The organism is Thalassotalea euphylliae (assembly GCF_003390395.1).
Taxonomy (GTDB): domain Bacteria; phylum Pseudomonadota; class Gammaproteobacteria; order Enterobacterales; family Alteromonadaceae; genus Thalassotalea_F; species Thalassotalea_F euphylliae_C.
In genome coordinates this window covers 953,534-966,167 of the sequence record NZ_QUOV01000001.1, presented here as the reverse complement: position 1 = coordinate 966,167, position 12,634 = coordinate 953,534, and the positions used below count along the sequence as shown (strand labels likewise).

The 12,634-nt window shown below is 42.6% G+C and carries 12 protein-coding genes; 3 read left to right on the top strand and 9 right to left on the bottom strand.

The features are described 5' to 3' along the window. Positions 1-33: 33 nt before the first annotated feature. A complete protein-coding gene (locus DXX92_RS04280; RefSeq protein WP_115999314.1) occupies positions 34-1,557 on the bottom strand; it encodes a glycosyltransferase in 1,524 nt (507 codons plus the stop codon). A gap of 4 nt (positions 1,558-1,561) precedes the next feature. After that, entirely contained in the window at positions 1,562-2,422 is an 861-nt protein-coding gene (locus DXX92_RS04275) for a hypothetical protein (RefSeq protein ID WP_115999313.1), read from the bottom strand. A gap of 482 nt (positions 2,423-2,904) precedes the next feature. Here DXX92_RS04275 and DXX92_RS04270 point away from each other — a divergent pair, with 482 nt between their 5' ends. From DXX92_RS04270 to DXX92_RS04260, 3 genes are all read left to right on the top strand, one after another. Then, a complete protein-coding gene (locus DXX92_RS04270; protein WP_115999312.1) occupies positions 2,905-4,410 on the top strand; it encodes a cryptochrome/deoxyribodipyrimidine photo-lyase family protein in 1,506 nt (501 codons plus the stop codon). A gap of 170 nt (positions 4,411-4,580) precedes the next feature. Next, on the top strand, positions 4,581-5,177 hold the full coding sequence (locus DXX92_RS19300; protein ID WP_115999311.1) for a type IV pilin protein: 597 nt from the start codon (positions 4,581-4,583) through the stop codon (positions 5,175-5,177). A 321-nt stretch (positions 5,178-5,498) separates the two neighbouring features. Continuing rightward, positions 5,499-6,263, top strand: a complete 765-nt coding sequence (locus DXX92_RS04260; protein WP_115999310.1) for a substrate-binding periplasmic protein — start codon at positions 5,499-5,501, stop codon at positions 6,261-6,263. A gap of 269 nt (positions 6,264-6,532) precedes the next feature. Here the strand turns inward: DXX92_RS04260 and DXX92_RS04255 are convergent, their stop codons facing one another. The 7 genes from DXX92_RS04255 to rplS form a co-directional block, all read right to left on the bottom strand. Further along, a complete protein-coding gene (locus DXX92_RS04255; RefSeq protein ID WP_115999309.1) occupies positions 6,533-7,351 on the bottom strand; it encodes an SDR family oxidoreductase in 819 nt (272 codons plus the stop codon). Between the two features lie 26 nt (positions 7,352-7,377). Then, complete coding sequence (locus DXX92_RS04250) at positions 7,378-8,094, bottom strand: enoyl-CoA hydratase/isomerase family protein (RefSeq protein ID WP_115999308.1); 717 nt, start codon at positions 8,092-8,094, stop codon at positions 7,378-7,380. A gap of 281 nt (positions 8,095-8,375) precedes the next feature. Beyond that, positions 8,376-9,347: a fumarylacetoacetate hydrolase family protein gene (locus DXX92_RS04245; RefSeq protein ID WP_115999307.1), complete on the bottom strand. Its 972-nt coding sequence runs from the start codon at positions 9,345-9,347 to the stop codon at positions 8,376-8,378. Between the two features lie 94 nt (positions 9,348-9,441). Then, a complete protein-coding gene (locus DXX92_RS04240; protein WP_115999306.1) occupies positions 9,442-10,491 on the bottom strand; it encodes an AraC family transcriptional regulator in 1,050 nt (349 codons plus the stop codon). 304 nt (positions 10,492-10,795) lie between these two features. Next, the gene (locus DXX92_RS04235) at positions 10,796-11,080 is read right to left on the bottom strand and encodes an SCP2 sterol-binding domain-containing protein (protein ID WP_115999305.1); all 285 of its coding nucleotides are present in this window, start codon (positions 11,078-11,080) and stop codon (positions 10,796-10,798) included. Between the two features lie 33 nt (positions 11,081-11,113). Then, the gene (locus DXX92_RS04230) at positions 11,114-11,977 is read right to left on the bottom strand and encodes a TauD/TfdA dioxygenase family protein (RefSeq protein ID WP_115999304.1); all 864 of its coding nucleotides are present in this window, start codon (positions 11,975-11,977) and stop codon (positions 11,114-11,116) included. Between the two features lie 300 nt (positions 11,978-12,277). Further along, positions 12,278-12,631 (bottom strand): 50S ribosomal protein L19, encoded by a 354-nt coding sequence (gene rplS / locus DXX92_RS04225; protein ID WP_115999303.1) that lies wholly within the window; start codon positions 12,629-12,631, stop codon positions 12,278-12,280. Between the last annotated feature and the right edge of the window lie 3 nt (positions 12,632-12,634).

Genomic DNA, 12,634 nt, shown 5'->3' with positions numbered 1-12,634 from the left:
TGGTACTAGTGGCTATCGTGCGAGTCACGGCAGTTACTCTTGCTGATGCTTTTGATAGCTGCGCATACTGTGAATTGAGGTTGTTAAAAACCCAAGCAACAGTAACAACAAGAACGGCGCCATAAACCAATGTTCGTTGGCAATCGCCCAAATCAAGACAAAGCCATAAACAACAGCAACAGCAAATTCAAATAGTGCACCACGCGGCGCTACTGCTCGATAAAGTTTTGCTGAAAGTATGCTAGATTTGGCGGCCTTGGTTTCAGGTGCTGGCGTATGACTGACTTGTTGCTCATCGCCTTCCACCAATTCACCACTTTTAGGAGTGCGAACAAACTCACTTCGCTCACCGCGCAGCGCTTCGTAACCAGCTTTAGCATTATTGGTTGCTAGCTGAATACCAAGCAACATTAATCTTGGTAGGCGCAATGCAGCGCGCAGCTTGGAGTGACCGAGCGCGACTTGACCGTAGAACAAATAGATCAAATGGCTAGCCGAAGCTAAGAATAGTAATGGTAAATCCAGCCATAACACATCGTAAAGGTCATAAGCTTGCCTTATCCACAAGGTCGGGATTAAGAACACTAAGGTGTCTACCAACATGATGAGATAAGCGAGATTATTTGACAGATGAAAACTCGCTTCTACTTTCGTTTTTAGCGGTAATGATGAGCGCCAAACCTTAGGCAGCATCTTCAGCATCACCTCGACACCACCTTTTGCCCAACGGTGTTGCTGGCTTTTAAACGCATTGATATCAGCAGGAATTTCACCCGCACAGCCAACATCATTTAAATACAGCATGCGCCAGCCTTTAAGTTGAGCGCGATAGCTTAAATCTAAATCTTCAGTTAGCGTATCCGCGCTCCAATGGCCGGAATCAACAATCGCCTTAGTTCGCCAAATACCGGCGGTGCCATTAAAGTTGAATAGCTTGTTACTGGCGCTGCGCACTTGCTGCTCAAGACTGAAGTGTGCATCGAGCATAATCGCCTGAGTTTGGGTTAGTTCGCTGCTCGCTTTGTTTAAGTGCTCCCACCTAAACTGCACCATACCAATATCATCTTCAAAGAAATAATGGATATTGTTTTTCAGCAAGTCTGGCTCAGGTAAAAAGTCGGCATCGAAAATAGCAATAAATTCGCCCGTTGCGGTTTCCATGGCATCTTTTAACGCGCCCGCTTTATAGCCTTGACGGTTGGTACGTTGCACATGATCTATATTGATACCGCGCTGTTGATGATAACCAACACGCTCGGCGATAACATCGCTGGTACTGTCGTTAGAGTCATCGACAATTTGAATTTGCAATTTGTCTTGCGGATAGTCAAAGTCGGCAACGGCATCAACGATGCGCTTAGCAACCAAACGCTCATTGTATAAAGGGATCTGAACAGTGATGCTAGGTAAAGTGTCAAACTTTTGGGTTATTTGGGGCTTTTTATCGCGATATTTATAACGACGAAAAACCATAGAAAGGCGGTGCAAACCAAATAGTGATAGCACCAGCAGTAAAATAAAGTGCCCAACTAGGACACATATTGCTATTAACGACATATGCTTAGAACACTCGTGTTAATCCAAGTTGAATGCTGTCACCTTCCAAGGTATTTTTGCCATAGATATCTTGGGTATAGGTAAGTTCAAGGCCCCATTTATTTTTTGAGCTTGAATCAAACGTCCAGCCGGCAGTCAATTCCCACTTACCAGAATCAAACTCCGGTACAACCAATAAGTTGGCATTCGTATCACTAGCGTTGCTATCAGCATTTTCGGCACTTAGCACGCCATCAAGCTTAGTTCGCAAGTAGAGGTTTTTGTTAACGCTGAAACCATATTCCAACAAATAACGATATTCATCCGACGGCGCACCGCTGCGATAACGGTAGCCAAATTCCGCGCCTAAATAACCATATTGGTTTAAGCTCTTACCTAATAAGACTCTTAGCTCATAGTCTTCTTGACCATTACCTAAGGCGAGATCATCATCTTCATCGTACAAGTAAGGTAGCTTTGCGAGGAAAGAGGTAGAAAGGACAAAAGGATCTGCTTGCCATTGATAACGAATACCAATTTCAGCATCACCAAAGCCATTATTGGTTTGCTTAACATTATTGGCGTCTGTTTGCTCAAGCGATTGATAAAGTAATTGACCGTAGACGGCAAAATTGTTGCCCAAGCCATATTCACCATAAAAAGAAGTATTTTCACCAATAAACTCAGAGAAGTTATCGTTATCGCCTCTAAATTCATCCGCTTCGTAATAAGCGTAGGCAAGCTTGTTGTACCCTTCCCCTTGTTTAGGAACCCATGCACCCGCATTAGCTAGGCCTGAAGATAAAATAGCTGCAGCAGATACACCGATAACAGCTAGTGTCGGCTTTGAACGTTGAGATATTAAAAGCTTGCGCAAATTAAACATGTTTAACCCTCCTATTTTTTATATAAACGGCCCTGTTAAAAACTAAGTAACCAACAAGGTATTGGTCGTACCTTTTAACTTAGGCAGCCAATAAGAGGACGTAAAAACAGATAAAGTTTCACAATTTTTTACAAGTTATAAAATCACTACAAAGCTGTGATAGTTTCGTTACAAACGTGATACTAATACAACAAAATCAAGGGTTTTAGCTTAATTAGTAGCCATGATTTAAACACCTAAGTAGCGCGGTAATCTCACAGAATAAAAGACTCGTACTAATCGCCAATCATCCGTTATTTTCTCCAATCAGATTTTGCTAAATATTTTGTGGCGGTTAAATAATTGGTGGAGAAAGTTTGGCACGAAAGTTTGGTGAACAAGCGTTTCTTGGCAAAGTACCAAACTTCAGTTGTCCGCTTGTTTGGAGACCTGTTAGCCAATCAAGGCCTTTGGGCGCTTTAATTCGGTGGAAATTCACATTTATGAGTAATGAAACGCAACTAAGCAATGTGCAAACTGATATTGCCGTGGTTTGGTTAAAGCGAGATCTTCGACTAAGCGATCATCTTCCTCTGGCACTTGCCGCACAAACTCGACTGCCTGTTCTGCTTCTGTATATTGTTGAGGATATTATGCTTGCCGATGAGCATATGTCATTGCGGCATTGGCGGTTTATTTTCCAATCTTGGCAAAGCATCAATCAGTCACTTTCGCAGTTAAATGTTGATACTCGTTTACTGGTGCTTAAAGGCAACGCTATTGAGTGTCTCAATCAACTAACCCAGCTATTTAATCTTCGCTATATATTTAGCCACCAAGAAACGGGACTAGATCACACCTTTACCCGTGACAAGCAAGTTAAAAACTGGTGTCAGGCAAACCAAGTTGTCTGGCAAGAGTGCCAAGCGGGCGCTGTTGTTCGCGGCTTAAGCCACCGGCTTGATTGGGATAAACGCTGGCAACAATACATGCGAGCACAGTTGGTCAACGTAGATTTACCTAGCGTCAATTGGCTAACCATTCCCAACGCAACACTGCGTCAGCTTGATACATTTCAAGCACCAGAGAGTTGGCAACAAATTGATGATAATTTTCAACTGGGTGGTGAACAACAGGCGCTGGCGACACTAGCGTCATTCTTTATCGAACGCGGCCAGCGTTACCATTATTCAATATCAAGCCCAAGCGCTAGCCGCGAGGCTTGCTCTCGGCTGTCACCTTACCTAGCATGGGGCAATATTAGTCTGCGCCACACTTACCAAACCTTGTTAAGCCATTGGCAACGACCAGGCTGGCGCAGAGCACTTTCGGCACTTTCATCGCGGCTTCATTGGCATTGCCATTTTATCCAAAAATTTGAAGCCGAGCCTGAGCTAGAGTTTGAGCACCTAAATCCCGGCTATAACGATTTTCCTTACAACAACGGAGCAACGGCAAAACAACGATTAACTGCTTGGCAAGACGGTAATACTGGCTATCCACTCGTTGATGCTTGCATGCGTTGTTTGGCACAAACTGGTTATATCAATTTTCGTATGCGCGCCATGCTGGTTAGCTTTCTATGCCATCATTTACTGCTTGATTGGCGCTTGGGCGTTAAACACCTTGCCCGTTATTTTCTCGACTACGAGCCGGGTATTCACTACACCCAATTTCAAATGCAAGCGGGCGTTACGGGGATCAATACCATTCGTGTCTATAACCCAGTCAAACAGTCTGAAGAGCAAGATCCTGATGGAACTTTTATCAAGCAATGGCTACCTGAGCTATCTGAAATTCCTGCACCATTCATTCACAAGCCATGGGAACTAACCCATATGGAGCAACAAATGTATGATGTTCAGCTTGGTCAAGACTACCCAGACCGTATCGTTGATATCACCGCCACAGGTAAGCAATCCAGAGATTTATTATGGCGCTGGCGAAAGCAGCCTGGAGTACTGGTGCATATTAATGCCATTCTCGCTAAACATGTTCGTCCCAACTAATAGAACCTTTTAACTCAAATAAATGAAAGCAAGAGATAACACTGCCAACACCTTTTGAATGGACTACATCTTGTTACAGGCCTGTCATTGATGAATAAGCGAGCTATCTGCTACGCTCATCATTCTAGGGAAGAATTGTCGTAACACCTGAGCTGTAGAAAGGAAAAATAATGGAATCATACTCATATCGTCGTTTTCGTGGTTTCACATTAATAGAACTTGTTGCCGTTATTCTGATACTCGGAATTTTAGCCGCAGTTGCACTTCCAAGATTTATCAACCTGCAAACAGACGCTCGTAACAGCACGTTAATGGCGGTAAAAGGGCAAATCGAGTCTCAAGCGAATTTAGTTTTTGCACAGCTAGCAGTGGTAGGTCTAGCTGACCGCAACCCTGCTAGAACTGACCCAGTGACTGGTGGCGGTTACTTCGGTAATGAACCAGCTAACAACCCTTTCAATAATATTTGTGGACAAGATTGCTACTTTATTTACGGCACACCTTCAGCTTCAGCGACAACGATTCCTTCACTTATTGAGAACATAGGCCAAGACCAAGAATTTGTTTTTGCGGGTTACCATAGTAACGATTGGGTAGCGCAAGGGGTGACGGGTACAAATGTTGTGGCGACGTTTTCTTTTAGCGACAATGTGAACATTGCTGCTCAGCCAGGCCAAAATAGCCTTAAATCTGATAATTGCTATATCTGGTACTCAGGTGCAAGGGCTGATCGCAGTTATAAAGCAGGGGTTGTTCCCTGTGAGTAAAAACTCACAGCAATCCAGCACCTAATATTTTTCTAGCTCACTTTTTACATATTTTTGTATAAATGCCAAATCTTTTTGATGTTTGGCAACTCAAGAAATTTAGCGTGCCTGTAACTGGATAACAATGGCTTACCTGACGACAAAATGAGAACTTCAATTCAATTGAATTTGACAGTGTGAGAGTTTCGACTAACTTGCTATATAGGGAATAATAATAACCTTAATACGCTTATTCGTTCGTCACTCTCCTTTTCTCTCCTTTTCATGAAAAGAACGCGTATCACAGGGTATAAAACTAAACCTTTGTTTTAGGGAAGCTAAGTGGTTAATAAATTCTTGCTTGTAACAGCATTAATGCTTTTTTGCTTCAGTGTGACTGCTCATGAAAAGTTAGTGCTTCGCAGTGCGGTATCACCGGACTTTATTGACGGACTGCATGCAAAGTATCTCAATTATATCGCCGAAAACTTAATGATGAAGATTGACATTAAACCGCTGTCGTTTTCACGTCGATTACGCGCTTTGCAAAACGGTGAACTGGATATATTAGTCGGTTTGCAGGACTCTGCTGAACAGCAAGAAAACCTTATTTATATCGATCCGCCCTACCAAATCTTAGCCTCAACGTTTTTTGTTCGCGCCCCAGAAAAATCTGCCCTGACAAATTACCAGGACCTAACTTCTAAACGTATTGCCATCACCGCTCAAGTTGCCTATTTCGATGAATTTGATAACGATGAATCACTAGCTAAAGTAGAGGTAGATTCTTTGGAACAGAAGATAAAATTGCTTATCAATCATCGCGTTGACACTTTTATTCACAATTACGACAGCACCTTAGTTAACCTAAAAATATTAGCGCTTAGCGATCAGGTAAAACCAGCCATTTACCAACCTACGGATAAGCGAAAATACTATTTTGCAATTAGTCGGCGTTCACAATTAATGCCGCACTTAGATCAACTCATGCGCGTGATAGAGAAAGGTGTTGCCAATGGGGCATTTATTGAGATTCGCGAGCAACATTACCGAGATTTGGCACTTCAAGCTAAACCAACAGATTCATTAGCCATTGCTTTTAAGTAGCGACGTTAATTTACAAACGCAGATATAAACGTTAGCGGCTGGCCTTGGCATTATTTTCTGTTTTTGATTTTGATTTGTTTTTGATTGTCTTGCCACACTTTGCTCAGCGACAACTTGTCAAAATAAGAGAGAGCATTATAAAAACGAGAGCAATGAAAAGTGAATGAGTGAAAAGTAGGTAGTGGAAAATGGAAACTAGCCACAACAATAACTAGTTTCCATTATTGGATATCGCCTTTAGCTAAAAGACGATGGTAATAACTGAATGCTTAACTAGCATTCTGATCGAGCATCTCTGATAGGTTGGCCATCAACCAAGTAGCACCAGACTGACTCCAACCGCCATCAACAGGTAAAATAGCACCTGAAATGTAGCCCGCTTGGTCACTGCCTAACATACCTGCCGCATTGGCAATATCATCAGGCGTTCCTTGACGGCCGAGTGGAACCGATTTATCACACATTGCTTTTAATTCGGGCGTTGGTGTTAAGCGCTCCATCCCTTCTGTCCCAGCGATTGGCCCAGGCACAATTGAGTTAATACGGATGCCATCTTGCCCCCATTCCATTGCTAAGCTGCGTGTCACCATATCCACACCAGCTTTTGCTGAACAAACATGGGTTTGATGCATCATGGGTAGAAAAGCTTGCGGGGCAGAAATATTGATTACGCTTGCGCCTGGCTTACGCAAATATTGATGGCTAGCTTTCATCACATGAAAGGTGCCCATGAGATCAATTTCAACCACAGAGCGGACCGCATTCACTGACATGTCGTTAACACGTGCCGGGAAGTTACCCGCCGCACCAGAAACCAAGACATCGATGTCGCCACCAAAGAAATCAACCACTTGAGCAAAGCCTGCGCTCACATCATCAGCGTTGCGCACATCAAAAGTCACCCCAAAAGCGTCTGCGCCTAAGGCCTTTAGTTGCTCCACCGCTGCATCTACTTTTTCTTGCTTACGCGAGGCTACCGCGATTTTCGCTCCCCAGCGTGCAAAAGCAAGGGCAACCCCTAAGTTAATGCCACTGGTACCACCAACAACAAAAACGTTTTTACCTTGATAGTTAAATTCGATACTCATTTTATTATCCTTTTTAAAAGCTGGTGCTAAACCATCAACTGTAGGTTATCAATCAATGGTTTATTTTCTTGGTCAATGACCGCAATAATCTCTTTGTGCAGACGCTTTTTATGCTCGCCAAATATTGCGCGTTTTTTATCAAAACCTTGCGCGAACGCTAGTGCTTTAGCTTGCAAATCTTCATTGTCATCACAGGCTTGCTCAATCACATGGTCGCTAGCCAATTCTGGTGCACCGACGCGGCGACCAGTCAGTTTCATCTCATTAAAGCGATAGTAAGGCATGGCCTTTTTCACAAATGCGATCATGCCGGGTAAAAACGGTATTGATAGATCAACCTCTGGGAAGCAGAAAAATCCACGATCTGAACGCATAAATCTAAAGTCACAGGCACACGATAAAATTGCGCCATTGCCAAATGCATGACCATTAATGGCGGCGATAACAGGGATTGGAAACAGCAAGAGTGTTTTAAATACTTCGTCCATATCGTACATAAACGTTTGGATTTGCGCATATTGCTTTTGCTGCATTGCTGGCATTAGCCAGTCAGTATCAATGCCTAAACTCCAGCTTTTTTCATCGCTTGAGCTAATGATCAGTGCCTTGTGGTTCTCATTTGCTAGCACAGCACTTAATTGTGCCTTCATTTCTGCTGCGAATGCTGGGTTATGGCGATTCTCACCATTATTCATGGTAAGTATCGCAACGCTACCATTGGTTTCTAGTGTTGTTAAACTCATTAGGCTCACTTTCTTGTAGTTTTTTAATTATGATTTGCTAATCATTCTAACGAGTTAAACAAGCGACGCAAACATTGAAAAAGCGAACTAGCAGGCTATTTTCCCTCGACCGTATTTCTCAGTCTCGGATATCGGCAAATGCACAGATATACTCAAGATAGTGATAATTTAAAGGCTCAGAGAAGTTAAAGTTTTTAATACGCCTAGAGTAGTGAGAAAACAATCACATCAGGGGAAAGCGATAACTTTCCCCCAGTTAACATAGGCACTGTTGACCTTAATTACTGATTAACAATAGTATTGCGTTGAGTACCTAAATCAATTTTGCCATCGTCACTGACAATGCGTGCTTCAATATAATCGCCCGCTTTAAGGTACTCAGGGTTTTTAGCTTGTTTGCCAACAAAGGCTTTCCATTTAACCGCTTCAGGCAATAAGCCAAGCAGTTTAACAATCGCTTTAGGTGGCACAGAGAGCGCACAACCGCCAGGTGAGCCGGTAAAAATCATATCCCCGGGTGATAAGTCTTCTATTTGAGAGAGCTCAGTCAGGGTTTCATGAGGCTTGTAAATCATGTTACTGCTATGATCTTGCTGCTTAAGCTCCCCATTGACCGTTAACGTCAAATTCAGTTGATCAAGGTATTTCGTTTCATCATCGCCAAGCAGACATAAATAAGGTCCTGTTGGACAAAATGTTCGATAGCTCTTGCCTTTGTAAAACTGTACTTGAGGGATTTGAATATCACGTGCAGTAACGTCGTGAACCATAACTACACCGGCGACATACTGATGAATATTGTCGCGCGTTACCGTTACTGATTCTTTGATGTCAGCGCCAATAACAACAGCTAACTCGACCTCATAGTCAAGCAATTTAACATGGCTTGGCTTGATAATATCTGACGCAGGGCCGGTAATGCTAGCATCTGATTTATGAAATAGTGTGTTGTAGTCTTTAGCATGTGGATCCATCCCAGTTTCAACGCGAGCAGCGGGATAGTTTGAGCCTTGACATAAAATACGACACGGTTTTGTAATTGGCGACAGAACTTCGATTTCTGCTGCATCGAGCAATTGATCTTGATATTCCGATAAATTACTTTGCATTTTAAAGGCCAGCTCTCGACCATCACGCAAAAAAGACTGGGTATCTGGGCTGTCTACATCAATATCGTATAGGCCATTGTCCCAAACGGCCCAACCGAATTTTCCTGATGTTGTATTTTTGTATCTAGCAATATGACAGGGCATAGTGTTTCTCTTTTATTATGTATTTATTGATATTTGTAGTTGTTACTTGTAACGGTTACCAATAAGTAAAGTGCTTAATGGTGCTTACTACTGGCTAATGCTGAAGTTCGCTATCTTTTACTAACGGCTTAGGTTGTGCCGCCCTCATCTGCGCAGGCGATACTCCCCACCACTTTTTAAAGGCTCTTAAAAAGCTCGCAGACTCAGAATAATCCAGCCTAGTTGCGACTACTTTGACTGGCAACGAAGCCGCGAGCAGTAACTCCTTTGCCAGCGTCATCTTGGTGTCCATCACCACAGCCTTGAAGTTATGGTTTTCTTCCTGCAACCGTCTTTTTAATGTGCGGTCACTGATAAACAAGGAGTGAGCGACGTCAGTTAACTTAGGCGAAAAATTCTTTTCTTGTATAATGTAATTGCGAACTTTTTGTGCGAAGCCACCAAATTTGTTGGTTTCGTTAAGAATGCGCTGACACTCACTGAGAAAATGATTATGAGCAATGGGATCGGTATTAGTAACGGGTAAATCAAGTAGTTCTTTAGAGGCGATTAACGCATAAAAGGGTTGATTGCCCCTGACTTTCAAACCAGAAATTGCAGTCAATTCTTGCTCATAATGAGGGTCTGAAAACGGTAACTGTAGTTCAAAATCAGACATGTCATAATCAGGACTCATCTCACGCAGAAAACGCAGCGTCATATAAAAGTAACGCTCAAAGGTAAACCGGTGAATCGACGCAGGCAAATGTTCCATATCGAGTATAAAGGCAACGCGGCCAAGGCTTTCTCGAAAACTCACCCGAGAGAGTAGAATAGACACCTCAGAGAAGCTCGCCATCGCCTCTAAAGCAGAGCGCACGGTTGGGCTTGTTAATATTGCTAACCCCAAAACCCCAAAGTTGGTGACATCTAATGCCTGTGCAGCTTTTACCCCATAACCTGCCTGTTTAGGCAGCACTCCAACTGCTCTTGCAATAACTTCAATTTCAGTTTGATTAGGGATATCAACATCTGCATTTAGCATTTGTTTGATGTCTATCCCTGTATCACCAAAACACTGTGCTAAGTCTATTCCATTCGTTTCTAAAATATTGGCAATCGCTTGAATAGTCAGATTGGCTCGTCTGTTATCTTTCCACGACATAGCAGTTCTGTTTACCTCAGTGTTTAGTCAGGTTGGTCAGCGGTTTAAGCTGAAATATTAATGCATTGAAGCCAATCAAGCTTAAGTGTTTGGCATAACGAGGGAAGTATGTGTTATTTGATGAATATTTACTGTAGACATCAATTGTTGCTGATTAAACAAAGAACGTTTTGTTACCAACGAATATTAAGGTTTGAGCCCGTTTACAAAAGCACTAAACAAAACCGTAACGTGCTTTTCTAAACTCGCTCAAACCTTAAATTGATAGCGCAAAGCAAACGGCGCTAAATGCGCCGTATATCAATTAAAATAGACCTTGAACGCTAACGGCAACCGATGTATCACCTTCAACTTCAACATCGCCTTCCATTACCGCGCTCATCGCATCAGTTTCACCAGCCATGATCTCTTTCATGGTATCAAGTGACATGGTGATTGTGCACGACGCATCTTTGTCTTCAGCAACTACTTCTTTGTTGTGAACGTGAATAACACTCGCATCACCAATTTTAAATTTAACCGATGACGGGAAGCCACCAAACTTGTCAACAGCTGGTATTAGAGCGTCAATTAATTCTTGTGTAGTCATTGTTGTAACCTTAATTCTTCTTTCTAATTGATATTATGATAACGAGAATGGACGACCGTCTTTCTCTGAGATTGTTGTGCGATGCAATTCGCGGCGGTAACCTTCGTAGCCACCCGTCGCTTTATGTAAAACACTGCGGTTATCCCACATCACCAACATGTCTCTTTCCCATTTATGAGCATAAACGAATTGCTCTTGAACTTGCCAGCGCTGTAATTCCATAATCAAGCTCATTGCTTCTTTTTGCGGCATGTCTGAAACACCAATAATGTAGGCGATTGCTGAGCCGTATATTGACTCTTTGCCACTTACCGGGTGTTTAAGGATAAATGGATGTGTTTCTTGCTCTAATGCTTCATCAGATGCAACCACTTCCATACTCTTGCTCTTGTACTTATCGCCGTAAGAACCTTTTTTCGAGTAACCCATTTTCGCTGAATGAATCGCTAACTGCCCTTCTAAACGACTGCGCAGTTCTTCCGGCATTTCCTCTAATGCCAACACTTGGTTAGCAAACAAAGTATCACCGCCGACTGGTGGTATTTCGATGCTGTACAAGCAAGTTGCAAATGGAGGGTTCGATTTAAACGTCCAGTCTGCATGCCAAATCTCTGCAAAGATTGCTGCGGTTTCGTCAGCTTCACGCTGAATAGCAATCATATGCTCACGACCTGGCAGCGACTTAACAAAGGGATCTATCGCCAGATCACCAAATGATGCAGATACACGCTCTAAGTCATCATCTGATAATTTTTGATCACGGAAAATAATTACGTGGTGTTCGCCCCAAGCTTGGCGAATTTCTTCAATCTGCTCATCACTCAAAGGCTGAGTTAAATCGACGCCCCCGATGTATGCGCCACAAGCTTCACCCGTAGGGGTAACTGTAATGCCCATAATGCACTCCTGTTGTTCACTTTTTATAATAGTTGCTTAATTACCATAATAGAAAGTTAAATTACGAGACATGATAGATTAGGCCACACAATTGACACATCAGGCCAATCAGCACAGAAAAAAAACAAAAATAACGGGGAGGTTTTGGCTTGTTGTTTAGAGTGAAAATGCTATTGAGTATATGAATAGCGAATAGGTATGATGCTGTGAATAAAGTTGAGAATAAATATTGTCAATAAAAAACCCGAGCAGTGCTCGGGTTTTTTCTGGGGTATAAAAGTAATACTTTTAGAGTAAAAGTTACTTCTTCGCCAACTTCTCTTTGATACGCGCAGAACGACCAGAGCGCTCGCGTAAGTAGTAAAGTTTAGATTGACGAACATCACCGCGGCGTTTAACTGCAATAGAGTCAACTAATGGGCTATGTGTCTGGAATACACGCTCAACGCCTACACCGTTCGAAATTTTGCGAACAGTGAAAGCTGAATGTAAACCACGGTTTTTAATCGCGATAACAACACCTTCAAATGCTTGAAGACGCTCTTTATCACCTTCTTTAACTTTTACTTGTACAACAACTGTGTCACCTTGCGCGAACGCAGGTAAGTCAGTTTTCATTTGCTCTTGTTCAAGAGCTTTAATAATGTTACTCATAAT